This is a genomic window from Tatumella citrea, from assembly GCF_002163585.1.
GTDB classification, from domain to species: domain Bacteria; phylum Pseudomonadota; class Gammaproteobacteria; order Enterobacterales; family Enterobacteriaceae; genus Tatumella; species Tatumella citrea.
Map to the genome: position 1 here is coordinate 801,603 of NZ_CP015579.1, position 26,596 is coordinate 828,198.

Below are 26,596 nucleotides of genomic sequence, written 5' to 3' on the forward strand. Positions count from 1 at the left end.
GAGTTTGCCCTGAAGATATCTTACTGGTTGCCCCTTCGGCACACACAGGATGTTCCCCCATGAATACAAGCAGAAAACTGCCGGTGAAACGCTGGTGGTATTTAATGCCGGTGATTTTTATTACTTACAGCCTGGCATATCTGGATCGGGCCAACTACGGCTTTGCTGCTGCCTCTGGGATTGAAGCAGATCTTGGAATTAGCCGTGGCACCTCCTCTCTGATTGGAGCACTGTTCTTTCTCGGCTACTTCATTTTTCAGGTGCCCGGGGCAATTTATGCAGTGAAACGCAGTGTCCGTAAACTGGTGTTTACCAGCCTGCTGTTGTGGGGATTTTGTGCCGCTGCGACCGGACTTATCAGCAATATTCCGGCTCTGATGGTGATCCGCTTTGTTCTGGGTGTTGTTGAAGCCGCAGTGATGCCAGCGATGCTGATTTACATCAGCAACTGGTTCACCCGTCAGGAACGTTCACGGGCTAATACCTTTCTGGTATTAGGTAACCCGGTCACGGTGTTATGGATGTCTATTGTTTCCGGATATCTGATCAATGCTTTTGGCTGGCGGGAAATGTTTATTTTCGAGGGTGTGCCTGCCTTAATCTGGGCCATCTTCTGGTGGTTTATTGTCCGGGACAAACCGGAGCAGGTGAGCTGGCTGACAGAAACAGAAAAGCAGCAACTGGCCAGTGCAATGGCTGAAGAGCAGCAGGCAATACCACCGATGCGCAATGTGCCGCAGGCCCTGCGTTCCCGCAATGTGGTGGTACTGTGCCTGTTACACGCTCTGTGGAGCATCGGAGTGTATGGTTTTATGATGTGGATGCCATCGATACTGCGTAGCGCTGCATCAATGGACATTGTCCGGGTAGGCTGGCTGGCCGCAGTTCCGTATCTGGCCGCGATTATTACTATGCTGGTGATTTCATGGCTGTCAGATAAAACCGGGCTGCGTCGGCTTTTTATCTGGCCATTATTGCTGATTGCGTCAGTTACTTTTTTTGGGTCCTGGTTACTTGGGAGCTACTCATTCTGGTTTTCCTATGGCTTGCTGGTACTGGCTGCTGCTTGTATGTATGCCCCGTATGGACCGTTTTTTGCGTTGATTCCTGAATTGCTGCCAAAAAATGTGGCGGGGATTTCTATCGGGTTAATTAACTGTTGCGGGGCGCTGGGAGCTTTTGCCGGAGCCTGGCTGGTGGGCTATCTTAATGGTCTGACCGGTGGTCCGGGGGCTTCTTACACTTTTATGGCCATTGCATTGCTGGTTTCTGTAGGGTTGGTGTTTTTCCTGAAAGTCCCTTCAGGGAATTTGGTCACTCGTCGGTTGCTGAAAGGTGATGCAAAGTAAAAGGAATAGCGATGAAACGGAACAGGATGTCTTTGCAGGATATTGCGGACCTCGCCGGACTGACCAAAATGACGGTCAGCCGTTATATGCGTGGACCGGAAAATGTGTCGGAACGTAGCCGTCGGGCCATTGATGAAGTTATGCGTCAGCATGACTATATTCCTAACCGGTTACCGGATATTTTAGCCGGGGCCCGTAGCCGGACCCTGGGAGTGATTATTCCTTCGTTTCGCAATCAGATCTTTGCTGATGTACTCGATGGTATTCAGCAGGTGGCCGAAGAGCATAATTATCAGACCATTATTGCCAGCCATGATTATGACCCCCTGACTGAACAGCAAAAAATTATCACACTACTGTCATACCATATCGATGCGTTGATCCTGACCGGCAGGCAACACAGCCAGCCAGCACTTAGCAGCATTCGTGCCTCCGGTGTTCCGGTGGCAGAACTGATGGAAATTGGTCCCGGAGCGCTGGATTTGCAGGTCGGTTTTAATAACCAGCAGGCAGCCTTTGATATGACTGAACAACTGATTGCCCGGGGGCGGCAGCATATTGTTTTCCTGGGTTCGATGGATGACCCGCGAGACATCAGCCGCTACCGGGGGGTTGAACAGGCCCTGCAAAGCCGGGGAATGGAAGGGCGGCATATTGTGCCAAAAGAGATATCTTCGATGGCTCTCGGACAGAAAATGTTCGGACAGATTATGCAGAAGTTCCCGCAAACCGACGCGGTGTTCTGTACTAATGATGACCTGGCCGTGGGGGTTTTACTGGAATGTCAGGCCCTGAAAATCGCAGTTCCGCAGCAAATCGCGATAGCCGGGTTCCACGGACTGGATATTGGTCATGCAAATCAGCAAAAAATTGCCAGTGTTATCACTCCAAGATTAGCTATCGGGCAGGTTGCTACCAGGCAACTGTTAAACAGACTGGAAGACAAGAGCGATTCCGCTGCTGAGGAACTGTGTATAGATCTGGGATACCGGTTATTTTTGGGGGATACCCTGTAGCCGGCATCCCTTTCCGTTGCACAGAGCAGAGCCAGAGGAGACGGACAGTGCCTCTGGCTCCGGTTTAACGACGCGAACGTACCAGCTGATATCTCCGTGTCAGATACTCAACTGGTGCGCTCCAGATATGTACCAGTCGGGTAAACGGGAACAGCAGGAACAGAGTCATTCCCAGTACCAGGTGTATCCGGTAAATGAAATCGACCCCTTGCAGGCTGGCTGCCGCATTTCCGCGAAAAGTCACCACCGATTGTGCCCAGCCCACCAGTTTCATCATCTCGTGCCCGTCCATATGCTGTGCAGAGAACAGAATAGTTATCAGCCCCAGACATGCCTGAATCAGCAGTAAGCTGAGGATCAGGATATCGGCCCGGGTCGAGGTGGCGCGGATGCGTGGATTATACAGACGACGCTTTAGCAGCATTCCGCCGCCGGTCAGGGTCATTATTCCGCAAACTCCTCCAGCCAGCATGGCCAGTTTTTGTTTGGCGGCAATCGACAGGAATGGTTCATATACCCAGTGTGGGGTCAGTAGTCCAAACAGATGGCCAAATAAAATACCAAGAATTCCGATATGAAACAGGTTTGATGCCAGGGTCATACCTTCTTTATCCAGCATCTGGCTGGAGGCCGCTCGCCAGCTGTACTGGCCGTAGTCATAACGGAGCCAGCTACCTACCAGAAATACGGTGCCGCACAGGTAAGGGTAAAGGTCGAACAGAAACGTATTCAGCCAGCTCATCATTTTCGACCTCCTGCGGATAAATCCAGATATTGTGGGGTAACCTGCTGGCTGAAACGCTGTCGGTATTGCTGTTCAGCGGCCTGTTTGCACGCAGGATCTTCGATAAATTTCACCTGTTCCTCCTCCCAGAGCGCATCCATTGCCTGAGGGGTATCATCCCGGGATTCCCCCGCAATTTTTTCCAGCACGCTGGCACTGCGCAGCGGACTGTCTGCCAGCCCCAGCAGCATGTCGAATAATGGCCTGAATTCACTGCCACGTTGGGCCAGACGGCCACCAAGTAATGCCAGAATTTCCGCAATATCCCGTAATCCCTGACGGCTTTCACTTTCAGAACAAAGCGATAAATACTCCAGATAAACGGGCAGATAGTCAGGCAGTTCCCGGCTATCCGCTTCAAGACCTGCAGCCTGATATTGTGCCAGAAGATCGACCATCGCCTGTCCCCGGTCACGGGATTCAGCATGGACATGTTCAAACAGCAACAGGGAGGTGGCCCTGCCGCGATCAAATGTCTCACACCATTCCTGCTGGCGATCCAGCAGCGGAGCCTGCAGGTAACCCTGGACAAACGGGGACAGTTCGGGATAGTCGGCTACTGTCAGCGCCAGGATTTCATCTGCGGCATCCCAGAGCGTCTGAGAAGGATATTCAAGCAGGATAGCGATCAGTTTTAATGCTGACATCACTGACCTCCTGCTTTATCCGAAACATCGATGGCATCGATGCGGCGACTGTTAAACAGGTTGAAATGTGAATCGCTGCCGTGGCAGCCATCGCCAAAACTGAAACCACAGCCGTTACGTTCAGGAAACGCCTCGCGAGCCAGTTCGCGATGACCGGAAGGCACGACAAAACGGTCTTCATAGTTGGCTATCGCCAGATAGCGGTACATCTCTTCGGCCTGTTCTGCTGTCAGCCCGGTTTCCTGCAGGGCGCGGGTGTCAGTAATACCTTCGACAGTCTGGGCCCGTTTGTAATGACGCATCGCCATCATACGTTTCAGTGCAGACAAGACCGGCGCGGTGTCACCAGCGGTCAGCATATTGGCAAGATACCGCAGCGGTATCCGCAACTGTTCTACTGCCGGGAGTACCCCCTCAGACTCAAGAATTCCGGACTCTGCGGCAGACTGTAGCGGAGAAAGTGGCGGTACGTACCAGACCATTGGCAGTGTGCGGTATTCCGGATGCAACGGCAGCGCCAGTTTCCATTCCATTGCTAGTTTCCAGACCGGTGAGTTTTGTGCCGCTTCCAGAACATTCTGTGGAATGCCCTGTTGCAGTGCTTCTGCAATCACCTGAGGATCGTTCGGGTCGAGAAAGACTTCTGTCTGGCGCTGGTATAAATCCTGTTCTTCGGCGGTACTGGCGGCAGGCAGAATTTTATCTGCGTCATACAGCAGAACCCCGAGGTAACGAATACGGCCAACGCAGGTCTCGGAGCAGACAGTGGGCATACCCGCTTCAATACGCGGATAACAGAAAATGCATTTTTCTGATTTCCCACTTTTCCAGTTGAAATAGATTTTTTTATACGGACAACCGCTGATGCACAGACGCCAGCCACGACAGCGATCCTGGTCAATCAGGACGATACCGTCTTCCTCACGTTTATAAATTGCCCCGCTCGGACAGGTGGCAACACAGGCCGGATTGAGGCAGTGCTCACAAAGCCTCGGCATATACATCATAAATGTATGTTCAAACTCGCCGTAAATCTGCTTTTCTATCTGTGCAAAGTTCTGATCGGCAGAACGTTTTTCGAACTCACCACCCAGAATTTCTTCCCAGTTGGGGCCGGAAGTGATCTTATCCATCCTCTGACCGCTGATAAGTGAACGCGGGCGGGCAGTAGGCTGATGTTTACCCTGCGGTGCGTTGTGCAGATGCTGGTAATCAAAGGTGAATGGTTCATAGTAATCATCTATTCCCGGGACGACCGGGTTAGCAAAAATTTTACTCAGTACTCCGACTTTATTGCCCAGACGAGGAGTAATGCGGCCATTTATTTTACGAATCCAGCCTCCCTGCCATTTTTCCTGATCCTCCCAGGCGGCGGGATAACCAATACCAGGTTTGCTTTCAACGTTATTGAACCAGGCATATTCCATACCTTCACGACTGGTCCAGACATTTTTACAGGTCACAGAACAGGTATGACAGCCAATACATTTATCAAGGTTGAGCACCATGCCAACCTGGGAACGTATTTTCATTACTCCGCCTCCTGTGTCTGGTCGCGGCCTTCGTCATCCAGCCAACTGATATTTTTCATTTTTCGCACAATGATAAATTCATCCCGGTTTGAACCGACGGTGCCGTAATAGTTGAATCCGTAACACTGATGAACATAACCACCAATCATATGGGTAGGTTTCGGACTGATACGGGTCACCGAGTTATGAATTCCTCCACGCATACCAGTGACTTCCGAACCTGGAATATTAGTTATTCGCTCCTGAGCGTGGTACATCATAGTCATCCCTGCCGGGACGCGCTGGCTGACAACTGCACGGGCTGTCAGTGCACCATTGCTGTTAAATGCTTCGATCCAGTCGTTATCACGGATGCCCATTTCCCGGGCGTCCTGCTCACTCATCCAGACAATCGGTCCGCCACGGGACAGTGTCAGCATTAGCAGATTCTCGCTGTAGGTGGAGTGAATGCCCCATTTCTGATGTGGCGTCAGAAAGTTAAGTGTTTTTTCCGGATAACCGTTGGACGGAATATGACTGAGTTGTTCAACGCTACGGGTATTAACCGGCGGCCGGTAGCTGACCAGGCTTTCACCGAATGCCCGCATCCACGGATGATCCTGATACAACTGTTGGCGGCCAGTCAGCGTTCGCCACGGGATCAGTTCATGGACGTTGGTATAGCAGGCGTTGTAGGAAACATGCTCATCCTCCAGCCCTGACCAGGTGGGGCTGGAGATGATTTTGCGCGGTTGTGCCTGAATATCCCGGAAACGGATTTTTTCATCCTGTTTTGGCATAGCAAGATGGGTATGATCCCGGCCGGTGATTTTGCCCAGTGCCTGCCAGGCTTTAACCGCAACCTGGCCGTTAGTTTCAGGTGCCAGAGCCAGGATCATTTCAGCGGCATCAATCGCGGAATTGAGCTGTGGCTGACCTTTGCCAGCCCCTTCATGACAACTATGGTTCAGCTGCCGCAGCAGTTCGACCTCTTTTTCGGTATTCCAGCTGATCCCTTTACCGCCATTCCCCAGTTTTTCAAGCAACGGGCCAACAGACATAAAGCGCTCACTGAGTGCCGGATAATCCCGTTCTACCACCTGAATATGCGGGGCGTTTTTGCCGGGTTGCAGCGGGCATTCACCTTTGTGCCACTGCTTCACCTCATAAGGCTGAGCAAGTTCAGCGGGTGAATCATGCTGGATAGGCAACAGCACCACATCACTTTCTACACCGAGATGTCCCGGGCAGAGTTCCGAAAATGTTTTGGCGATGCCTTTATAGATTTCCCAGTCACTACGAGATTCCCAGACCGGATCGACAGCAGCAGACAGCGGATGAATAAACGGATGCATGTCCGAGGTATTCATATCGTCTTTTTCATACCAGGTGGCGGTCGGCAGAACAATATCCGAAAACAGGCAGGTACTGGACATTCTGAAGTCGAGAGTGACCAGCAGATCGAGTTTGCCTTCGCGGGCCTTCGTTTGCCAGTCGACCTCTTCCGGAGACATCCCCGGCTCTGCCACCGTTTCACTGCCCTGGATACCGTGTTCAATCCCCAACAGATAGCGCAGCATATATTCATGCCCTTTGGCTGAGGAGCCGAGCAGGTTGGAACGCCAGACAAACAGGTTGCGTGGATGGTTGCAACCGCTGTCGGGTTGTTCACTGGCAAAGCGCAATTTTCCGTTTTGCAGAGCTTCCACAGTGTAATCGACCGGTGAGACCCCGGCAGTTTTGGCGCGTTGTGCAATATTCAGCGGATTGGTATTTAGTTGAGGGGAAGAGGGAAGCCAGCCCATCCGTTCGGCGCGCACGTTAAAATCGATGAGTTGACCACTAAACTCAGCGGGGTTAGCCAGCGGTGATAACAACTCTTTGACCGTCAGTTTTTCATAGCGCCACTGAGCCGAGTGATTGTAGAAAAATGAAGTACTGTTCATATGGCGTGGCGGACGGGCCCAGTCCAGCGCAAAGGCCAGCGGCTGCCAGCCGGTCTGTGGACGCAGTTTTTCCTGGCCAACATAATGTGCCCAGCCGCCACCGGTTTGTCCGACACAGCCACAAAAAATCAGCATATTCATCAGACCACGGTAGTTCATATCCATGTGATACCAGTGGTTCATTCCCGCGCCGACAATAATCATCGAACGGCCATGCGTTTTATGAGCAGTATCGGCAAATTCTCTGGCAATACGGATAATCTGCTGGCGGGGGACACCACAAATCTGTTCAGCCCATGCCGGTGAGCAGGATTTCAGCTCGTCGTAGCTGGCTGCTGATTGCACATCGCCAAAACCTCTATCTACTCCGTAATTAGCCAGCGTCAGGTCATAGACGCTCACCACATTTACCTGGCGGCCATCGGTCAGTGTGATTTGACGTGTTGGCAGAGTATGAACCAGTACCGGGGACTGTTTCACATGGCGGAAATGGGGTGATTCCTGACCACCAAAATAAGGGAATGCAACACCGCACAAATCATCGTAACCCTCTGCCAGTGTCAGGCGTAGTTCCGTGTCATTGTCAGCAGCACGGGCTTCAAGATTCCATTTTCCTTGTTGCCCCCAGCGGAAACCGGCCGAACCATTAGGAATAACCAGTTGCCCATGCTGATTAAAAGCGACTGTTTTCCAGTCCGGATTATTGGTTTCCCCCAGACTGTCAGGGAGATCGGCAGCCCGCAGCAGCCGTCCTGGCTGGTAATAGCCTTCGCTGGTTTGTTCCAGCAACACCAGCATTGGCATGTCGGTATAACGGCGACAATAATTCAGGAAATAGTCACTGGGATTGTTTATATGAAATTCTGTGAGGATCACATGGCCCATTGCCATCGCCAGTGCGGCATCAGTCCCTTGTTTTGGAGCCAGCCAGTGGTCACTAAGTTTGGCAACTTCAGCATAATCGGGGGTAATAGCCACCGTTTTGGTGCCTTTGTACCGGACTTCAGTGAAAAAATGGGCATCCGGGGTTCTGGTCTGCGGTACGTTTGAGCCCCAGGCAATAATATATGCCGAGTTATACCAGTCTGCAGATTCAGGCACATCGGTCTGCTCTCCCCACGTCATCGGCGAGGCGGGAGGCAGATCACAATACCAGTCATAGAAACTCAGGCAGGTGCCTCCCATCAGTGACAAATAACGGGTACCTGCAGCATACGAGACCATCGACATCGCCGGAATCGGTGAAAACCCCGCTACCCTGTCAGGGCCATAATTTTTAACCGTCCAGATATTGGCGGCGGCAATCAGCTGGTTCAGTTCGTTCCAGTCAGATCTGACAAAGCCACCACGACCGCGGGCTTGCTTATAACTGGCTGATTTTGTTTCATCGCTGACAATGCTGTCCCAGGCCTGTACCGGATCACTGTATTGCTGCAATGCTTCACGCCACAGACGAATAAGCTGCTTGCGCACCAGCGGATATTTAAGCCGGTTGGCGCTATAGATATACCAGGAATAGCTGGCGCCACGCGGGCAACCACGAGGTTCATGGTTGGGCAGATCCGCGCGGGTACGTGGATAATCGGTCTGCTGGGTTTCCCAGGTGACCAGCCCATTTTTGACATAAATTTTCCAGCTACAGGATCCGGTGCAATTTACCCCGTGGGTTGAACGGACAATTTTGTCATGCTGCCAACGCTGCCGGTAGCCGTCTTCCCAGTCACGGTTACTGTTCATTACCTGACCATGATCCTGCGAAAACGTGCTCTCTTTTTGCTTAAAATAGCGGAGTTTATCCAGTAGTTTGCTCATCTTGCTCTCCGTACAAAACCTGCTCTGTCGCTGTTATCGTGTCAGACGCTGCTTACTCTCAGACTGTGGCGTTCTGTGTTATTGGTTAGCTGATTTTTTGCGGCCGTAAACCAGCCCTGTTATCAGTAAACAGACGATGTAAAAGACCAGGAAAAGCTTCATAGCACCCACGGGAGAACCGGTAAGTGCCAGTGAAGTGCCGAAAGCTTTCGGAATAAAGAAACCACCGAAGGCCCCGATAGCTGAGATAAAGCCGAGCGCAGAAGCCGTTTCTGTTACTGCAATCTGTCCTGCTTCGGCTTCGCTGGCACCTTCGGCCAGGGATTTATTAATAGTTAACCGGCGGAAAATAACTGCAATCATCTGGAATGTTGAGCCACTACCCAGTCCGGCAGTCAGGAATAAACCCATAAATACGCAGTAGAACGCATCGAAATTACCTGAACCGGGGGTGCCGTCCGGCAGAGTGATAAACAGCAAACCGCAGAAAATAACCATAAACAGGTAATTGATCAGCGTTACCCGAACACCACCAAATTTATCCGATATCATCCCGCCACAGGAGCGGGCCAAAGCACCAAGGAACGGGCCAAAAAAAGCCAGTTTCAGAATGTCGACTCCCGGGAACTGGGTTCTGGCCAGCATTGCAAAACCGGCTGAAAATCCGATAAACGAACCAAAAGTCGTCAGATACAACAGGCTGAGTAACCACATATGACCGCGTTTCAGTACCGGCAACTGCTGAGCCACGGACATTCGGGTTCCGGGAACATCGTTCATCCCGAACCAGGCGGCGAGGGTAGCTATAATCAGTAGTGGCACCCAAATCCAGGCGGCATTAGACAGCCAGAAAACCGAACCATCCGGCAATTGCGTACCCTGACCGGCCATCTGGCCGAACAGCGGTAGCACCAGTACCATCGGGGCCACCAGTTGCATTACACTCACCCCCAGATTCCCCAGGCCGCCGTTGATCCCCAAAGCACTGCCCTGGCGGGCTTTAGGAAAGAAAAAGCTGATATTTCCCATACTGGAAGCGAAATTCGCCCCGGCGAAACCACACATCAGGGAAATAATAATAAAGGTGTTGTATCCGGTAGTCGGATTCTGCACGGCAACGCCTAACCACAGGCAGGGAATAATCAGGATCAGGGTGGAAATCGCGGTCCATTTACGGCCACCCATTAATGGCACCATAAAAGAGTAAGGTACCCGCAAAATAGCGCCTGAGAGTGCCGGTAATGCCGTGAGCATAAATAGCTGGTCGGTAGTAAAATTAAATCCGGCTTTATTCAGATTAATCGACACTGCGCTGAATAACATCCAGACACAGAATGACAGTAATAATGCAAATACCGAAATCCACAGATTACGTTGCGCTATTTTTTTTCCGGAATTTTCCCAGAACTGCTGATTCTCGGGTTCCCATTGCGTCAAAAGCCCGGAATGATTATTGTTTAACGACATGGCCTGGTCCAGTGTTGTAGGTGGATAACATTACCTGCATCAGGTAATAAGAATTTAAAAGGTAGAGAAATTCAGAAGTAATAAATGATTATCATTTGTGACTTCTGATATATTTTTAATTATCAGTTGCCGGTAATTGAATTTTACCCCGGGTTACCGTGCGGGCTGATTGATCCCGGACAGTGTTTTGTCGGGAACTATCATTGAATCACTCTGCTTATTTGTTGCTTTATTAAGTTTTAATTATCTCCGTTCACCCTGATAATCCCGGCTCAGCATTCCGTAGAAAGATCAATCAGCCTGTGATGGTGATTAGCCACCATCGGGAAGCCGCCGGGAAACATAGCTAAGTCCGGAGTTCTCTGTAGAGAAAGCTGTTGTTGGCCCGGTTATTCATTTGCCTGCCAGCTTTCGGGCTGTGGGTTATCGCACTGTGCAATAACTCCGGTTGCCTGCAACTGCACTCTGCCATCGACGACCCGCACCGGGTAAGCCGCAACTGAAAATTTGCCATCTTCAAGGCACCAGCCATCCTTCAGTCTGAAGTGCTGTTTTTTTAACGGACTGGCGACCCACAACTCACCGTTATGTCCGGCAATAATGCCGCGGCTCAGAACGCTGGCCTGAAAGAACGGATCAATATTACTAATGGCAAACAGTGACTGATCTTGTGTGGGACGAAATACTGCAATTTGCTGATTTTCCAGCAAGGCACAGATTCCTGTAGCAGGCAGAATATCTTCGACCCGGCAAATATCCGTCCAGTGGCTCATGACTGATCCTCCTCATATACCGGCGAAGTACGTTCTGTGAGGGTAGCCGGACGATGCTGGTGGCCTTCCGGTACCATTTGTATCAGCGGGTCACGTTGGGTACTGTTGATGAAATGGCGGAAACGTGATTGAGTTTCGGGGTGCCGGACGGTTTGCTGCCATTCACACTGGTATTGCTCCCGAAGTAACTGCAACTCATCCTCTGACTGTTGTGCAATTTCCAACTGGTCATCAATAATGACTCGCTTCAGATAACCAATACCGCCCTGCATATTGTCCAGCCATACCGAAGTACGCTGTAATTTATCGGCGGTGCGCAGATAGAACATCATAAAGCGGTCGATATAACGAATCAGTGTCTGCTGGTCGAGGTCTGCTGCCAGCAGATCTGCGTGGCGAGGTTTCATCCCACCGTTACCACAGACATACAGGTTCCAGCCTTTTTCGCTGGCAATCACACCAATATCTTTGCTTTGGGCTTCGGCGCATTCACGGGTACAACCGGAAACACCGAATTTCATTTTATGCGGGGTACGGATCCCTTTATAGCGGTTTTCCAGCAATACCCCGAGGCTGGTACTGTCACCGACACCGTAGCGGCACCAGCGACTTCCGACGCAGGTTTTTGCCATTCGCAGGGCCTTGGCATAGGCATGCCCTGTTTCAAAGCCAGCATCAATCAGCCTGCTCCAGATAGCGGGTAAGTCATCTTTTTGTACCCCGAACAGGGCAATGCGCTGAGAGCCGGTAATTTTACTGTAAAGACTAAACTCAGTGGCAATCTCTCCCAGCACCCGCAGTTGTTGCGGTGTAATTTCTCCACCGGCGGTACGCGGGATTACTGAATAGCTGCCGTCTTTCTGGATGTTGGCGAGGAAACTATCATTCGAATCCTGCAGCGGGACCAGTGCGGGTTGCAGGACATATTCGTTCCAGGCGGATGCCAGCAGGCTGGCCGCGACAGGTTTACAAATTTCGCAGCCATAACCTTTTCCGTATTTCTCCAGTAGCCCGGAAAAAGTTTTTATCTGTCCGACACGGATCAGGTGAAACAGCTCCTGACGCGAGTAGGGGAAGTGTTCACACAGGTGGTTATTCACTTCGATTCCCTGACGTTCCAGTTCACTGTTCAGAACCTGTGTCAGCAGAGGCAGGCATCCTCCGCAACCCGTGCCGGCATGAGTTGCGGCTTTTAGTGCCGCCACTGTATGGCACCCCTGATGAATGGCGTTAATGAGCGTGCCTTTACTGACATCAAAACAGGAACATATCTGAGCATTGTCAGGTAACTTATCGACCCCGATAACCGGGGCCGCATTACTGGTTGTGGCCGGGAGAATCAGCTGTTCCGGGTTATCAGGCAGAGAGATATTGTTAAGCATTAGCTGCAGGAGATCACCGTAGCTGCTGGTATCTCCGACCAGCACTGCACCGAGCAGGCGGGCAGGGGACTGACTGACAATCAGGCGCTTGTAGACCTCCTTGCTCTCATCCAGATAAACATAGCTCTGGCAGCCGGGTGTCCGGCCATGAGCATCACCAATTCCTCCGACATCAACACCAAGTAGTTTTAATTTGGCACTCAGATCCGCGCCGCTGAAAGTCTCTGGCTGGCCGGAAAGTTGTGCGGCGGTGACTCGTGCCATTTTGTATCCCGGGGCAACCAATCCGTAAACATGTTGATTCCAGCTGGCACATTCACCGATGGCATAAATATCAGGATCACTGGTCTGGCAGCTATCATTGATGATAATGCCGCCTCGTTCGGCGATTTCCAGGCCACACTGGCGGGCAAGGGCATCCTGTGGACGGATGCCGGTAGAGAATACGATAAAGTCGGTTTCCAGTTGCGAACCGTCGGCAAAACAGAGTGTTTTGCGGGCTTGCTGGCCTTGCTGAATGATCTGCCGGGTATTTTTACCGGTATGAACTCTGACACCAAGACGTTCAATTTTTTTCCGTAACAGTTCACCGCCCTGACGATCGAGTTGTTCTGCCATCAGGACATCTGCAAACTCAACGACATGAGTCTCAATTCCGAGACTTTTCAGTGCCCCAGCCGCTTCCAGCCCCAGCAGACCGCCACCAATAACAACTCCGCGCTGGCTGCGTAACGCACAGGCTTCAATCGCGTTTAAATCACCAATCGTCCGGTAAACAAAGCAATCGGCAGTATCACTGCCGTCAATCGGGGGGATCCATGGGCGGGAACCGGTAGCGATCACCAGTTTGTCATAAGCCACAATGCGCCCATGCCCCGAACTGACCTCTTTCCGTTGGCGGTCGATATTCACTGCCCGTTCACTGGTAAACACCCGTACCTGATGTTTTTCATAGAAGCCTTCCCGCACCAGAGATAAATCCTCAGCGGTATGATGTGAGAAATATGAAGAGAGGTGGACGCGGTCATAGGCAACCCTGGGTTCTTCACAGAACACCGTAATCTCCAGGGTGTCGGCAGACTGTTTGTCGATAAGTTCTTCAATCAACCGGTGGCCGACCATACCGTTGCCGATTACACACAATCTGATATTACTCATTATGACCTCATCACCATCAGGGAGTATTGACTCTACGACAAGGCAGGGCGGGACATATTGATGCACATCAAATGCATCTTTTGTTGTTTCAGAGGACCGGGGCTGAATGCAAAGCCAACTATGAGGAAATTTACCGCAAAAAAACAGGTTGATACGTGAAGCAAGGTGACGCACTTTGCGCAGAAGATTGTGCGAAAAACAGCGGGATTACGACAGTTATTACCCAAAACGGTAAGAGAATTCTGTATTATCTTGTGTCTCCTTGTCAGGGTGAATGTTGGCTGCTAGGGTTGATTCACAAGCAAAAACAAGGAAAACCATGATGAAAAAGACATTAACTGCTGTAGCAATTTCTATGACTTTCTTCACAGCTCATGTATTTGCAGAAACAACCAGCCAGCAACTGCAGGAGCAGACGCAGCATCTGAAAAATAAAGCGTCTGAAACTTCTGAGAAAGCCACAGACCGTACTTCTGAAGCGGCAACTAAAGCCAAACACCGTATGCAGGAAAAAAATGAGCAGACGGTAAATAAACTCAAAGGTGACAACAGTACCAGCACTTCGCTGAAGGAAAAATCTCAGAGTACCTGGAATAAGACCAAAGAAGGTACTCAGAAAGGCTGGAACAAAACCAAAGAGACCACCCACTCGGCAGTGAACAGCACCGAGGAAGGTGCCACTAAAGCGTGGAATAAAACCAAGGATGCTGCATCCAGCGCAAAAAAATCGATCACTGATTAATCTGCGCAGGTCCGGACCTCAGGGTCCGGCCAGTGGTTTGCCAAGCCCCGGCCTGAGTGCCGGGGTTTTTATTGCCATTTTTTATCGCGGTATTTACGGGCTAAAAGCTTCAGATATTCCCCCGTTATGGCAGATAGCGACCGTAAGTGGGCATCAGGCAACGGGTGACACCGTTGGTCCAGCCGAATCCGTCCTGTAGCGGGTATTCACCACCTCCACCGGGTCTTGCCCGTTGACCGCTGATATCATACTTTTCAACCAGCTTATGGTGCAGGGAATAGAAATGTGACACCGTTGTCAGCCAGTTAACCGCAATCTCTCTGGCTAGCCGGGTTTCACCATAGGCATTCAGTCCCTCAATAGCCATCCATTGCAATGGTGCCCAGCCATTAGGTTTATCCCACTGTTCGCCGCTGTCGACCATTGATGACAACAGTCCCCCGGAGGTCAACAGCAATTGGCGCAACTGAACGGCCATACGCCGGGCTTGTTCACGGCTGGCGAGCCCGGTAAACAGCGGTACCACGGCGGCAGCAGAGAAACTGCCGGCGATTTTACGGCGCCAGTCATAGTCACGATAGACGCCGGAAATATCGTCCCATAAATAATGGTTCATCGCTTTGCGTCGGGCATCGGCCTTTTTCTGCCAGCTGCGGGAGGTCAGCAACTCTCCTTCTTCTTCTGCCAGCCGGACAATCGTGGTTTCCAGCTTATAAAGGAAGGCATTCAGATCGACCGGGATATACTGGGTAGTCCGGATACTGGCTAAGCGTTTGGGATCTCTTAGCCAGCGGGAAGAGTAGTCCCAGCCTGAGGCCGCTCCGGCGCGTAAATCACGGTAAACCTCACTGGCCGGTCGGCCTGAAAGTTTGGCGGTGGCAATATCTTCGCGCCATGACTCATCACGTGGGGTATCCCGGTCATCCCAGTAGCGGTTCAGAAAACTGCCATCAGGCATTCTGACCACATGACGATGAGCCTGATCAGGCAACAGTGCCCCTGAACCATCCATCCAGTACTGATATTCACGGATCAACTGCTGTAAATAGCGGGTACTGCCAGGCAAACCTGCCTGTTCAAACAGTTCAACCATCAGGGCAAAAACCGGCGGTTGTGAGCGACTCAGATAGTAGGTTCGGTTACCGTTAGGTATATGACCGTAAGTTTCTATCAGCCACGCAAAGTTGTCCGCCATATCCTGCAGCAGATCTTTCCTGTTACTTTCTGCCAGTCCAAGCATGGTGAAATAAGAATCCCAGTAGTAGACCTCGCCGAAGCGACCGCCCGGAACCACATAGGGTTTTGGCAGCGGCAACAGTGAAGAGAACGGCTGATGATTGCCTGGTTCACGCACCAATACCTGCCACAGGTCATCAATATGCTGACACAAAGGTTTACTGGTCTCTTCATGGTGGTAAACATCACCGGCAGGGGGTGGTGTAAAGTGTTGCCCGACAAATGCACGCAGATTGAAGTTACGATTTTCACGGCGCTGCCGGCGATACTCAATCAGGATATCCAGCGGATCACTGTTCGGTGAGCAGTCAGCGAAAGTTTTACTGTCTTCAAAGATCCGTGCTTTCTGAACATGCTCAAATAATTCAAGGTAACGATCGGCCGGTGTCAGGGCATCGGCAGCCGGGAGGCCGTCAATAATTTCCGGTTCAGGCTCATAATCTTCCATGCCTTCCAGAATCAGTTCATGCGGATCATAGTGATATCCGGTTTCGTCGCTGTTCTGAGCCGGTTGTTCCGGGAAACGGTTCAGGGATGAAGTATTGATAACAACCTCCTCATCATCTTAGCCAAAAGAAAATATTCATCTCAGAGACTAAGTATAGACACTGCTGTTTTTACCGAGGGTATTGCTGTGTAAAGCCGGGCGGGTAAAACGTTGCAAAATGCAAGCACCGTGGGGGCACGGTGCCTGATAATGGGGATTATTTCAGAGTATCAGTAATCGTCTGTCTGAAAGGTGTGGTGGCCCGGCCAATCAGTTGGCTGAGGGTTTTGCTGTTATCAAACAGTCCTCCCGCTGCAGCTCCTGCATCGGAATCAGCCAGCATGTCTGCCAGGCCAGCCGGTAATCCTGCCTGTTTTAGCGCTGCAGCAAATTCACTCTGTGGCAGATTTACGTAGTCAACTTTCTCGCCACTCTGGCGGGCGATTTCGTCGCTGAATTGTTGCAGGGTGTAGGCATCGTCGCCGGCAAGTTCATAGATTTTCCCTGCCTGATGGTCGGCAGTAATGACTTTAGCTGCGGCTTCTGCATAATCCTGGCGGGACGCTGAAGCAATTTTTCCTTCTCCGGTAGCACCGATAAAAGCATGGTGGGTGAGTGCCGGTCCAATGCTGGCTGCATAGTTTTCACTATACCAGCCGTTACGCAGCAGTGCGTAACCGATACCCGATTTCGCCAGTCGTGCCTCGGTAGCCCGGTGTTCTGTTGCCAGACCGAGCGGTGAAGTATCGGCATGCAGCAGGCTGGTATAGGCAATAAATTTTATCCCTGCCCGGGCTGCCGCATCGATGACCGCTCCATGTTGTACATCACGCTTGCCAACTTCACTCGACGAAATCAGCAGCAGTTTCTCTGCACCCTGCAGAGCCGGGAGCAGGGTTTCCGGCCGGTTATAGTCGGCTTCCCGTAAAATAATGCCGGCTGGTAACTTATCAGCGGCACTGGCGGGATCCCGTACCAGTGCAATCAGCTGGCTGGCGGGCAGGGTCTTAAGCAGTTGCTGAATAACTTTACGGCCTAACTGGCCGGTAGCTCCGGTAATGGCGATCATAGTAAGTTCTCCTGAAAGATATTCGGTGACAGTCATTACTATAAAAACTAAACTTACTTTTAGTAAGTACTTACAAAAAGGTTAGTCTGAAAAATGTCAGGAAATTTACATCAGAAATATGTCCGTGGTGAATTGCTGAATGTGAACTGTTCATCGCGCCACATCCTGAAACGTCTTACCGGACGCTGGAGTGTGCTGGTATTGCTGGCACTGAAGCAGGATGTATTACGCTTTAGTGAGTTGCGCAGAAAAATTGGTGGGGTCAGTGAACGGATGCTCTCCCAGACTCTGCGTAATATGGAGCAGGACGGATTTATTGCCCGTAAAGCTTATGATGTGGTCCCGCCACATGTTGAATACTGGCTGACACCACTCGGTCATGAAGCAGAGCAGAAGCTTATCGGGCTGGCTGACTGGCTGGAAGATAATGTGCAACGCATACAACAAAACCGTGAAGATTTTGACCAGCGCAAAGAACAGCAGGAGCTTTGAGTCTTAGGTTGTCAGATGATTTTGTGGTGAGTGAAAAGATACATAAAATGCGATCACCCACTGACGGGTTAATAATATTTATCATTCTGTTTTTATTTAAAATTTCTTCCTTTTCTGGCTGAGTTTACGCGCTGTTTTTGGTGTTAAGGTTATTTTTCGCTTGTGATAAAGATATATCATAGATAGATTATCATTCATTAAATGAGAATCATTCCATTATTCTGTGGACACAGTACCACAGACTGACAACAGTTAAACTGAGAGAAATTCTATGTCTGCATCATTATCATCAGGACGCGCATTGCCAAAGCGGGTAAGAAATGAATTACGTTTTCGCAAACTGACCGTCAGTAGTAAAACACTGGTTGCCGATAATTTCTGGCGTATAGAGTTCACCAGCGAAGAACTGGACGGTTACAACTCTCCGGGCTTTGATGATCACAGTAAGATCTTTTTCCCTGACCCACAGACCGGCAAGCTGTTACTGCCACAGGTGACTGATGAAGGGATTGCCTGGCCTGACGGAGAACGCCCACTGTCACGTGATTATACTCCGCTGTTTTTTGACGGAAAAACCCGTCTGACGCTGGATTTCTTCCGCCATGAGCATGGTGTTGCCAGCCAGTGGGCTGAACAGGCTCAGCCAGGCGATCCTCTGGCTGTCGGCGGGCCACGTGGTTCGATAATTATTCCTGTCGATTATCGTGTTCAGGTTCTGGCCTTCGACGAAAGCGGCCTGCCTGCAGTACAGCGCCGGTTAGCTGAAACTCAGGCTGAAAAGTTAATATTACTGGCATTCACCGATGAAGCATTGGTGAAAAATTATCTGCCAAATCTGCCGGCAAATGCAGAACTCACCTGTTTCGGTAGCGGGACGATGAACAGTGAAGGGATCCAACGTTGTCAGCAACAACTGGCGTCATTAACGCTACCGGAAGACGATTATTTCATCTGGCTGACAGGGGAAGGAGAGGCGGTTAAAGTGCTCAACGATTACTTTATCGAACAACGCCACTGCCATTCAGGCCTGGTGCGTGGTGTGGCTTACTGGCACCACAAAGGGTAATATCACCCCCCTGCCTGAAACCGGCAGGGGGATAAAGGAAAAGAACTATGAATATTGCTAAATCCGGTTTGCTGCAACGCCGCCGTCGCGAAAAGATTCTGGATGCCGCAGAAATCAGATTACTGGTGCTCAGTTTTCTGCAACAACAGCCAGCCCACGGCTATGAGCTGATTAAGTCGATTGAAACTCTGGCTCAGGGCGAGTATACCCCCAGCCCGGGTATTATCTACCCGGCACTGATGCTGCTGGAGGAGATGGATGCTATTGTGCCGCAAAATCCGGATGCAGGCCGTAAAAGCTATCAACTGACAGCTTACGGTCAGCAATTACTGGAGCAGGGAAGTGCGCAGTTGCTGGAAATTTCCGAACGGCTGAAAATGCTGGCGGTGGTCGGAAAAAACCGTCGTATTCCGCAGATAGAAAGAGCGGTGCATAACCTTAAAATGGCGCTGAATACCCGGTTAGCGGAACCTGAGTTATCACAGGAAACCATTTACGCTCTTATCGATGCGCTGGACGATGCAGCAAAACGTATTGAGCGTAGCTGAACCAGGGTCAGACTGGTGGCTGTTTATGATTATCAATGTGACCGAGATTTTTTTCAGGGAAACAGTAATCTCTGACCCGTTGTTTCAGTGTGACAGCATCCGGAAAACCCCCGTCCCGTTTCCTTTCCCATAGCAACTCACCATCAGCGTGAATTTCAAAGATACCACCACGGCCCGGTTGTAATGTCACCGCAGCCAGGTCATCAGCAAAGGTGCTGAGTAGTTCCTGGGCCATCCATGACGAACGCAACAACCACTGACACTGGCTGCAATAATGGATAGTGATTGTCGGGCGGTGGCTCATCGCAATTTTCCTGAATAGTTGATATTACAGATCTGGCTGTTAGTTGCCGGCAGAGGGCTGGCAGTTAACAATCAGTCTGCCACGAACCTGACCGTTAAGTAAGTCATCGGCGCCGCCAATAGCTGCCGCCAGCGGAATAATTCGAGCGATCTTCTCAAAGGTTGCAGGGTCATAAACCTCTGCCAGCCGTTGCCAGGCGTCGCGACGGAGCGCCATCGGGCACATAACACTGTCTACGCCTGTCAGGGTGACTCCGCGCAGAATAAAAGGAGCAACACTTGCCGGTAAATCGAGCCCCTGGGCCATACCGCAGGCTGCAACGACACCATTGCGGGCAGTAGCGGCTAAAACATTGCTTAACGTGTGACTACCGACCGTATCAATCGCCGCGATCCATTGTTCTTTCGCCAGTGGTTTTCCTGGCTGATTTAACGTATCCCGCGAAATTGTCCGTGATGCTCCGAGTGTACCGGTCAGCCAGGCTTCATCATCCTGACGACCAGTGCTGGCAACTACCTGATATCCGGCTAGCGCCAGTAACCAGACAGCAAAACTGCCAACTCCTCCACTGGCGCCGGTCACCAGCACTTCACCTTGTCCTGGCTTAATGCCCTGTCTTTCGAGTGCCATCAGGCACAGCATGGCAGTCAGCCCGGCAGTACCGATAGCCATGGTACTCACCGGAGGCAGGGCATCAGGCACCGGAACCAGCCAGTCACCATTCACCGCGGCCTTTTCAGCAAGGCCACCCCAGTGATTCTCTCCTACGCCCCAACCGGTAAGAATTGCCAGATCTCCTGGTTTCCACTGCGGATGCTGGCTGCTGGTGACTTCACCGACAAAATCAATGCCAGGGACCATTGGAAATGTACGGACAATTGGTGCGCGGTTAACGATGGCCAATGCATCTTTATAATTCAGACTGGAATACAAAACGTTAAGTGATACCGTGGCGCCCGGTAACTGAGACTCCTGAAGCTGACTCAGCGTGGTGCGGTAACCTTGTTCATCCTTTTCAATCAATATTGCCTGAAACATAGTGACTCCCGGATAAAGTGACGCGCGGCACTAAGGCGGTGCCGCAAAGCACAGGAAAGCATAATGCAGCATATCAGTGCCGGTGGTTTATCACAAAGTAGTGTATGCAGGAAAAAAGGAGTTCAGCAGGCCGGAAAGGAAACCCTGCCATCCTGAGGGTGACAGGGGGGAATTATGACTATTTCTGTGTATCACTGTTCAGACAGACAGCCTGTGGTGGAATGCTGTTTTCCGTTTGTACCTGGCTGTGTTTTTTCCGGCGCTGCCACCAGTATCTGAGTGATTTGGCCAGCTGGATATAGCCGATAAACGGTTGCCGGGATCTGTTTTCATGAAATTCCATCTGTCACCTCCTGTCTTGTCTGAATGTTCATTTTCAGGAGATTTACTAAAATAATACAGATGCAAAAAACATATTTGTTTACCATACAGATGCTCTAAAAGTGCCGCTGATGGTGATTTTGCCCATCAGTCTGTACTGGTTTATCTGTCTGTATGGTTATAACGGGGGATACAGTGTGACGCGTTACCAGCAACTTGCCAGCCTGCTCAGTGAAAGGATTATTCAAGGGTTATACCGCGAAGGGGAGAAATTACCGTCGGTACGTACTCTGAGCCAGGAACACGGTGTCAGTATCAGCACAGTTCAGCAAACCTATCAGTTACTGGAGCAGCAACGTCTGATCACCGCACAGCCCCGTTCGGGATATTTTGTCGCTCCACAGAAAGCTCCTCCTCCTGTCCCGGCTGCATCACGGCCGGTACAGCGCCCTGTGGAGGTGACGCAGTGGGACCAGGTTTATACTTTACTGGAGGCCAGCAAAGATCCTCAGATTGTCTCTTTTGGCGGCGGTTTCCCGGATGCCTCTCAACCCAGCCTGCAACCTCTGTGGCGTGAACTTAACCGTTTAATTCGCCAGCAGCCGGTAGAAATTCTTAATTATGATGAACTGGCAGGTAATTGTGAGTTACGTAGTGAAATTGCCAGACTGATGCTCGACAGCGGCTCTGTGGTGACCGGGGATGACCTGATTATTACCAGCGGTTGTCATAATGCTTTATCGCTGGCATTGCTGGCGATATGCAAACCCGGAGATATTATTGCGGTTGAATCCCCGGCATATTACGGCACCATGCAACTGTTGCGTAGCCTGGGGTTGAAAGCGATAGAAATTCCGACGGATCCTCAAAGCGGGCTAAGTGTTGAGGCTCTCGAACTGGCCCTGGGGCAGTGGCCGATTAAAGGGGTGATTGTGGTGCCTAACTGTAATAACCCTCTGGGTTTTATTATGCCGGAGCCACGCAAACGGGCAATTATTTCTCTCGCCCAGCAGCATGATATCGTCATCTTTGAAGATGATATTTATGGTGATTTGGCGACTGACTACCCACGGCCGGCTACGATCCATTCACTGGATATTGATGGCAGAGTCATGCTGTGCAGTTCGTTTACCAAAACCATAGCACCGGGTCTGCGTATCGGCTGGATAGCCCCCGGGCGCTACTACGATCGGCTGTTACAGATGAAGTATGCGGTAAGTGGCACCAATGTCCCGGCCACTCAACTGGCTACGCTGGCATTTATTCGCGGTGGTCATTACTACCCGCATGTTCGACGTATGCGCCAGATTTATCTGCGTAATATGGAGACTTACACAAACTGGTTGCTCGAATATTTCCCGGACGGTATTTGTGTTACCCGGCCGACGGGCGGTTTTATGTTATGGGTGGAGCTGCCGCCGCAGGTAGATATGGTTTGTGTCGCCAGCAAGTTATCGCAAATGAAAATTCAGGTCGCGCCTGGTTCTTTGTTCTCTGCATCAGGAAAGCATCGCAACTGTCTGAGAATAAACTGTGCTTTATCTCCTGATGAAAAATATCGCAAAGTCATGGAAAGGCTCGGAGAAACTATTCGTCAGGCGATGGAATAAGCGCTTTCCGTTGCCCGGCGATGGCCAGGCAGTTGATTCTCTGTTCACCCTGCAGTCGCATTAGTGACTAATCCGGCTGCAGGGTGAATATAAAGTCACTAAATGTGTTTTCTCATTCCGTTGTTTTTTATAATTAACATATTTATCAGTGTGTTATATTACACTTTTATTAACCTTAACTGATTAATTATTGCTTGCCTGAGTATGGCAAAGGTGACATTATGAGCGCCGTTTATTTTTGCCATTAACTGCCCTGCGAGGATATTACGGTGAACATCAATTTCTGTTCTGCTCGTAATTTGATCATCAACCAGCACCCCTGTGCTGAGTACCAGGGTGCCTGCCGGAATACTCCGTTTTTCACCATGCGGTGAAGCCAGCCTGTGGCTGCTTGTTGGGCATGAGTAAGAACAGAGACATTTCTGATTTTACTGATGTCTATCATCCCGAACTGAACCAGGTTCACAGCCAGATATCTGACATTATTCGCCGGGGAATTTTCCCCATGCTGTGCCTTCGAGCACCCACTCATCCTTGACCTTTGGGGATTTGTGCTATGACACCAATGAAAATTGCGGCCAGTGCCGCGCTGATTCCGGTTATTTCTTCTGAGCGGCCGCTGGTGGCTCTGGAACATACTGATTTTACCGACGTGGCTGCGGTCGTACTGACTGTGGCCGATGCCAGCAAAGCGATGCTCTCTTTGCTCAGGCGCAGTGGCTTTAACTTGCCGGTATTTGTAGCCGGTCATCTGTCTTCTCAGGATGACACAGGAGTCATTACCGGTGAGTATCATCCTGATGCAGAAGGTAATGCTGCACTGGAACAGGCTGCCGGTGAGTATCAGGAAGCGCTACTGCCTCCTTTTTTCGACACGCTGACCCGTTATGTCGGAATGAACAACAGTACTTTTGCCTGTCCCGGTCATCAGGGCGGTGAGTTCTTCCGTAAACATCCGGCTGGTCGTCAGTTCTTTGACTTCTTTGGCGAGAATATTTTCCGTTCAGATATGTGTAATGCTGATGTCCGGCTGGGTGATCTGCTGATCCATGAGGGTTCGGCCAAAGATGCCCAAAAGTTTGCGGCAAAAGTATTTAATGCGGATAAAACCTACTTTGTGCTGAACGGGACTTCCAGCGCCAACAAAGTTGTGACCAATGCGTTACTGACCCCGGGCGATCTGGTGTTGTTTGATCGCAATAACCACAAGTCGAATCATCACGGTGCTTTAATTCAGGCAGGGGCAACGCCGGTCTATCTGGAAGCTGCCCGTAATCCGTTCGGTTTTATCGGTGGTATTGATGCGCACTGCTTTGATGAAGGTTATCTGCGTAAACAGCTACAGCAGGTTGCACCGGATCGGGCAAAAGAAGCTCGTCCTTTCCGTCTGGCAATTATCCAGTTGGGAACCTATGACGGTACCGTATATAACGCGCGTCAGGTCGTCGATAAAATTGGTCATCTGTGTGATTACATACTGTTTGATTCTGCCTGGCTGGGTTACGAACAGTTTATCCCGATGATGGCTGATTGCTCGCCGCTGCTGCTGGATCTGAAAGAGAATGATCCGGGGATCTTTGTGACTCAGTCAGTGCATAAACAACTGGCAGGATTCTCCCAGACCTCACAGATCCACAAGAAAGATAACCATATTCGCGGACAAAAGCGTTTCTGCCCGCATAAGCGGCTGAATAATGCCTTTATGTTGCACGCTTCTACCAGCCCGTTTTATCCGTTGTTTGCCGCCCTGGATGTGAATGCGAAAATTCATCAGGGGCAGGCGGGCCGTAAGCTGTGGCAGGAGTGTGTCACTCTGGGAATTGAGGCTCGTAAGGCGATTCTTTCACAGTGCCGGATGATCCGTCCGTTCCTGCCGGAAACTGTCGATGGCAAGCGCTGGGAAGATATCCCGACAGAGACTCTGGCCAGTGATCGCCGCTACTTTAGTTTTGAGCCCGGAGCTCGCTGGCATGGTTTTGCCGGTTATGCACAGGGGCAGTATCTGGTGGATCCCTGCAAATTGTTGCTGACCACACCAGGCATAGATGCAGCAACCGGTGAGTACAGTAATTTTGGTATTCCCGCGACAATTCTCGCCCATTATCTGCGGGAAAACGGTATTGTGCCGGAAAAATGCGATCTTAACTCAATTCTGTTCCTGATGACCCCGGCAGAAAGCGCCGATAAGATGGCAAAACTGGTGGCCAAACTGGCGCAGTTCGAACAGCATGTTGAAGAGGATGCGTTGCTGGAAGAGGTTCTGCCAACCATTTATCGCAAATATGAACATCGCTACAAAGGTTACACCCTGCGTCAGCTATGCCAGGAAATGCACACACTGTATGTCAGTTATCAGGTGAAGGATCTGCAAAAAGCAATGTTCCGTCAGCAGAGCCTGCCACCGGTCAGGATGAATGCACAGCGGGCTCACCATCTGTATCTGAGGGGCGAAGTGGAGCTGGTACCGCTGGCACAGGCTGAGGGCCGGATTGCTGCCGAGGGAGCCTTACCTTATCCGCCAGGTGTGCTCTGTGTGGTGCCGGGCGAACTTTGGGGTGGTGCGGTGCAGCGTTATTTTCTGGCACTGGAAGAGGGGATTAATCTGCTGCCAGGATTTTCTCCGGAGTTGCAGGGCGTTTATATTCGTGAAGATGAAAAGGGTACTGAACGCCTTTACGGCTGGGTGTTGTTACCCGATGCGCTAGACTAAAATACAGAACCCGATACCGGTAGCCCGGTATCGGGTTCATGTTTAATAGCGATAATAGCTGTGCTGAGCATTATTCACTTTGTACAGATAACGCCGTGATTCCATCGCCGGGTGGTTATTGACCAGGGTCTGGTAAACCTGATCCGGTGACATGCCATTGATAATGCTGAAGGCGCGATCTTTGTTCGATGAGAAGATACGCAACACGCTTCCGGCACCACCGTTATACGCAGTGATCACTGCATAACGCCGTGAGACCGGGTTAGAGATTCCTGCCAGATAGGTATTCTGCAGCAGTGACAGGTAGGCCGTACCGGCATCAATATTGTTGGCCGGATCCAGCAGATATCCGCGGCTTGGTTTGCCCCATTTACCCTTCATCCGGAATACGTCAACCCCTGCAGTATGCTGAACGACCTGCATCAGACCAAGTGCATCAGAGTTACTGACCGCATACGGGTTAAAACTGGACTCGGTTTGCATAATAGCCAGGATCAGTGAAGAGTCTACACCGTACTGTTCTGAGGCTTTGCGTACCAGCGGCAGATATTTATGCGCACGTTTATTCAGATGGTTTGGTACCATCGGAATGGTTACCGACCAGATAACATGCAGCCCGGACATCCGGCGCTGAAGTTTATATTTCAACAGATAGTCGGCAAAACTGGCTGCCCGGCCCTGCCAGCGAATGGCGTGACCAGTATTATCCAGTACCTCACCGTACAGCAAAGGCTCCTGGCTTAGCTTAATGTCATTGGCGTCTGAATAGAGATCCACATTACCGGGGTTTTCACCAATCAGTAAGGTGGTAATAATTGCCTGGCGCAGACTGGCCATCGGGTCAGTACCGGCAATGGTCTCGATAGTAATATTACCGCTGTCAAAGTTGATATGACTGCGGGTGTAATAGTTATCGCTATATTTTACATAGTCTTTCGGCCCGGCAATCAGTACCTCATTAATGCCCCAGATATTCTCAATGTTATGGGCAAACTGCCCCATCAGAATGTCAAAGCCGTTGGTGTCTTTCACCCAGGCTTCATTAAATGCCGGGGTCTTATGGCTGGAACAGGAGACCAGTAACGGAGCAATCAACAGTAGTGGGTACAGTTTTTTCATTTTATCTGT

22 protein-coding genes are annotated in these 26,596 nt (G+C 50.7%); 8 read left to right on the forward strand and 14 right to left on the reverse strand.

The features are described 5' to 3' along the window. The first annotated feature begins 59 nt into the window (after positions 1-59). Together A7K98_RS03825 and A7K98_RS03830 are read left to right on the forward strand one after the other, a co-directional pair. A complete protein-coding gene (locus A7K98_RS03825; RefSeq protein ID WP_087487380.1) occupies positions 60-1,349 on the forward strand; it encodes an MFS transporter in 1,290 nt (429 codons plus the stop codon). Positions 1,350-1,360: 11 nt separating this feature from the next. After that, positions 1,361-2,365 (forward strand): substrate-binding domain-containing protein, encoded by a 1,005-nt coding sequence (locus tag A7K98_RS03830; RefSeq protein ID WP_087487381.1) that lies wholly within the window; start codon positions 1,361-1,363, stop codon positions 2,363-2,365. A gap of 64 nt (positions 2,366-2,429) precedes the next feature. Here A7K98_RS03830 and narI read toward each other — a convergent pair whose 3' ends face one another. The 8 genes from narI to A7K98_RS21710 all read right to left on the reverse strand — a co-directional run bounded on the left by narI (position 2,430) and on the right by A7K98_RS21710 (position 14,086). Then, positions 2,430-3,107 (reverse strand): respiratory nitrate reductase subunit gamma, encoded by a 678-nt coding sequence (gene narI / locus A7K98_RS03835; protein WP_087490348.1) that lies wholly within the window; start codon positions 3,105-3,107, stop codon positions 2,430-2,432. Further along, on the reverse strand, positions 3,107-3,796 hold the full coding sequence (narJ, locus tag A7K98_RS03840) for a nitrate reductase molybdenum cofactor assembly chaperone (protein WP_087487382.1): 690 nt from the start codon (positions 3,794-3,796) through the stop codon (positions 3,107-3,109). The genes narI and narJ overlap by 1 nt, the downstream gene beginning before the upstream one ends. Continuing rightward, positions 3,796-5,328, reverse strand: coding sequence for a nitrate reductase subunit beta (gene narH, locus A7K98_RS03845; protein ID WP_087487383.1), 1,533 nt, complete (start codon positions 5,326-5,328; stop codon positions 3,796-3,798). Before narH ends, narJ begins: the two co-directional genes overlap by 1 nt. Next, entirely contained in the window at positions 5,328-9,065 is a 3,738-nt protein-coding gene (locus A7K98_RS03850) for a nitrate reductase subunit alpha (protein ID WP_087487384.1), read from the reverse strand. The genes narH and A7K98_RS03850 overlap by 1 nt, the downstream gene beginning before the upstream one ends. Before the next feature lie 78 nt (positions 9,066-9,143). After that, positions 9,144-10,532, reverse strand: a complete 1,389-nt coding sequence (locus tag A7K98_RS03855; protein ID WP_087487385.1) for a NarK family nitrate/nitrite MFS transporter — start codon at positions 10,530-10,532, stop codon at positions 9,144-9,146. A gap of 389 nt (positions 10,533-10,921) precedes the next feature. Continuing rightward, the gene (gene nirD / locus A7K98_RS03860; protein WP_087487386.1) at positions 10,922-11,305 is read right to left on the reverse strand and encodes a nitrite reductase small subunit NirD; all 384 of its coding nucleotides are present in this window, start codon (positions 11,303-11,305) and stop codon (positions 10,922-10,924) included. Then, positions 11,302-13,845, reverse strand: a complete 2,544-nt coding sequence (gene nirB, locus A7K98_RS03865; protein ID WP_087487387.1) for a nitrite reductase large subunit NirB — start codon at positions 13,843-13,845, stop codon at positions 11,302-11,304. The genes nirD and nirB overlap by 4 nt, the downstream gene beginning before the upstream one ends. Positions 13,846-13,975: 130 nt before the next feature. Then, entirely contained in the window at positions 13,976-14,086 is a 111-nt protein-coding gene (locus A7K98_RS21710) for an AgrD family cyclic lactone autoinducer peptide (RefSeq protein WP_157666048.1), read from the reverse strand. Positions 14,087-14,164: 78 nt separating this feature from the next. Between A7K98_RS21710 and A7K98_RS03870 the strand changes: the two genes are divergently transcribed. Further along, positions 14,165-14,587 (forward strand): hypothetical protein, encoded by a 423-nt coding sequence (locus A7K98_RS03870; RefSeq protein ID WP_157665838.1) that lies wholly within the window; start codon positions 14,165-14,167, stop codon positions 14,585-14,587. Positions 14,588-14,711: 124 nt separating this feature from the next. Here the strand turns inward: A7K98_RS03870 and treF are convergent, their stop codons facing one another. Continuing rightward, complete coding sequence (treF, locus tag A7K98_RS03875; RefSeq protein ID WP_322787363.1) at positions 14,712-16,271, reverse strand: alpha,alpha-trehalase TreF; 1,560 nt, start codon at positions 16,269-16,271, stop codon at positions 14,712-14,714. 256 nt (positions 16,272-16,527) lie between these two features. Beyond that, on the reverse strand, positions 16,528-17,379 hold the full coding sequence (locus tag A7K98_RS03880; RefSeq protein ID WP_087487390.1) for an SDR family oxidoreductase: 852 nt from the start codon (positions 17,377-17,379) through the stop codon (positions 16,528-16,530). 93 nt (positions 17,380-17,472) lie between these two features. On the opposite strand from A7K98_RS03880, the gene A7K98_RS03885 reads away from it, so the two are divergent. The 3 genes from A7K98_RS03885 to A7K98_RS03895 all read left to right on the forward strand — a co-directional run bounded on the left by A7K98_RS03885 (position 17,473) and on the right by A7K98_RS03895 (position 19,485). Continuing rightward, positions 17,473-17,871: a winged helix-turn-helix transcriptional regulator gene (locus A7K98_RS03885; protein WP_087487391.1), complete on the forward strand. Its 399-nt coding sequence runs from the start codon at positions 17,473-17,475 to the stop codon at positions 17,869-17,871. Positions 17,872-18,142: 271 nt separating this feature from the next. Next, positions 18,143-18,937 (forward strand): siderophore-interacting protein, encoded by a 795-nt coding sequence (locus A7K98_RS03890; RefSeq protein WP_087487392.1) that lies wholly within the window; start codon positions 18,143-18,145, stop codon positions 18,935-18,937. A 47-nt stretch (positions 18,938-18,984) separates the two neighbouring features. Beyond that, positions 18,985-19,485: a PadR family transcriptional regulator gene (locus A7K98_RS03895; protein WP_087487393.1), complete on the forward strand. Its 501-nt coding sequence runs from the start codon at positions 18,985-18,987 to the stop codon at positions 19,483-19,485. A 7-nt stretch (positions 19,486-19,492) separates the two neighbouring features. Here A7K98_RS03895 and A7K98_RS03900 read toward each other — a convergent pair whose 3' ends face one another. The 3 genes from A7K98_RS03900 to A7K98_RS21260 all read right to left on the reverse strand — a co-directional run bounded on the left by A7K98_RS03900 (position 19,493) and on the right by A7K98_RS21260 (position 21,170). Beyond that, complete coding sequence (locus A7K98_RS03900; protein ID WP_087487394.1) at positions 19,493-19,789, reverse strand: SelT/SelW/SelH family protein; 297 nt, start codon at positions 19,787-19,789, stop codon at positions 19,493-19,495. Positions 19,790-19,828: 39 nt separating this feature from the next. Then, positions 19,829-20,827 carry an acrylyl-CoA reductase (NADPH) gene (gene acuI / locus A7K98_RS03905; protein ID WP_087487395.1) on the reverse strand — a complete coding sequence of 333 codons (999 nt, stop codon included), beginning with the start codon at positions 20,825-20,827 and terminating at the stop codon, positions 19,829-19,831. Positions 20,828-21,005: 178 nt separating this feature from the next. After that, the gene (locus A7K98_RS21260) at positions 21,006-21,170 is read right to left on the reverse strand and encodes a hypothetical protein (protein WP_157665840.1); all 165 of its coding nucleotides are present in this window, start codon (positions 21,168-21,170) and stop codon (positions 21,006-21,008) included. A 175-nt stretch (positions 21,171-21,345) separates the two neighbouring features. On the opposite strand from A7K98_RS21260, the gene A7K98_RS03910 reads away from it, so the two are divergent. Beyond that, the gene (locus A7K98_RS03910) at positions 21,346-22,758 is read left to right on the forward strand and encodes an aminotransferase-like domain-containing protein (RefSeq protein ID WP_087490349.1); all 1,413 of its coding nucleotides are present in this window, start codon (positions 21,346-21,348) and stop codon (positions 22,756-22,758) included. Between the two features lie 556 nt (positions 22,759-23,314). Beyond that, positions 23,315-25,468 (forward strand): ornithine decarboxylase, encoded by a 2,154-nt coding sequence (locus tag A7K98_RS03920; protein WP_087487397.1) that lies wholly within the window; start codon positions 23,315-23,317, stop codon positions 25,466-25,468. Positions 25,469-25,510: 42 nt separating this feature from the next. Here A7K98_RS03920 and mltC read toward each other — a convergent pair whose 3' ends face one another. Continuing rightward, positions 25,511-26,587, reverse strand: coding sequence for a membrane-bound lytic murein transglycosylase MltC (mltC, locus tag A7K98_RS03925; protein ID WP_087487398.1), 1,077 nt, complete (start codon positions 26,585-26,587; stop codon positions 25,511-25,513). Between the last annotated feature and the right edge of the window lie 9 nt (positions 26,588-26,596).

Bases quoted from the DNA above. Each gene is read 5' to 3' on its own strand.
- A7K98_RS03825 (WP_087487380.1), top strand. From the start codon at position 60: ATGAATACAAGCAGAAAACTGCCGGTGAAACGCTGGTGGTATTTAATG.
- nirB (WP_087487387.1), bottom strand. From the start codon at position 13,845: ATGAGTAATATCAGATTGTGTGTAATCGGCAACGGTATGGTCGGCCAC.
- A7K98_RS03830 (WP_087487381.1), top strand. From the start codon at position 1,361: ATGAAACGGAACAGGATGTCTTTGCAGGATATTGCGGACCTCGCCGGA.
- A7K98_RS03850 (WP_087487384.1), bottom strand. From the start codon at position 9,065: ATGAGCAAACTACTGGATAAACTCCGCTATTTTAAGCAAAAAGAGAGC.
- A7K98_RS03900 (WP_087487394.1), bottom strand. From the start codon at position 19,789: ATGAGCCACCGCCCGACAATCACTATCCATTATTGCAGCCAGTGTCAG.
- A7K98_RS03890 (WP_087487392.1), top strand. From the start codon at position 18,143: ATGTCTGCATCATTATCATCAGGACGCGCATTGCCAAAGCGGGTAAGA.
- A7K98_RS03880 (WP_087487390.1), bottom strand. From the start codon at position 17,379: ATGATCGCCATTACCGGAGCTACCGGCCAGTTAGGCCGTAAAGTTATT.
- acuI (WP_087487395.1), bottom strand. From the start codon at position 20,827: ATGTTTCAGGCAATATTGATTGAAAAGGATGAACAAGGTTACCGCACC.
- treF (WP_322787363.1), bottom strand. From the start codon at position 16,271: ATGGAAGATTATGAGCCTGAACCGGAAATTATTGACGGCCTCCCGGCT.
- A7K98_RS03895 (WP_087487393.1), top strand. From the start codon at position 18,985: ATGAATATTGCTAAATCCGGTTTGCTGCAACGCCGCCGTCGCGAAAAG.
- A7K98_RS03855 (WP_087487385.1), bottom strand. From the start codon at position 10,532: ATGTCGTTAAACAATAATCATTCCGGGCTTTTGACGCAATGGGAACCC.
- narH (WP_087487383.1), bottom strand. From the start codon at position 5,328: ATGAAAATACGTTCCCAGGTTGGCATGGTGCTCAACCTTGATAAATGT.
- narJ (WP_087487382.1), bottom strand. From the start codon at position 3,796: ATGTCAGCATTAAAACTGATCGCTATCCTGCTTGAATATCCTTCTCAG.
- nirD (WP_087487386.1), bottom strand. From the start codon at position 11,305: ATGAGCCACTGGACGGATATTTGCCGGGTCGAAGATATTCTGCCTGCT.
- A7K98_RS03885 (WP_087487391.1), top strand. From the start codon at position 17,473: ATGTCAGGAAATTTACATCAGAAATATGTCCGTGGTGAATTGCTGAAT.
- narI (WP_087490348.1), bottom strand. From the start codon at position 3,107: ATGAGCTGGCTGAATACGTTTCTGTTCGACCTTTACCCTTACCTGTGC.
- A7K98_RS03870 (WP_157665838.1), top strand. From the start codon at position 14,165: ATGATGAAAAAGACATTAACTGCTGTAGCAATTTCTATGACTTTCTTC.
- A7K98_RS03920 (WP_087487397.1), top strand. From the start codon at position 23,315: ATGACACCAATGAAAATTGCGGCCAGTGCCGCGCTGATTCCGGTTATT.
- mltC (WP_087487398.1), bottom strand. From the start codon at position 26,587: ATGAAAAAACTGTACCCACTACTGTTGATTGCTCCGTTACTGGTCTCC.
- A7K98_RS21260 (WP_157665840.1), bottom strand. From the start codon at position 21,170: ATGGAATTTCATGAAAACAGATCCCGGCAACCGTTTATCGGCTATATC.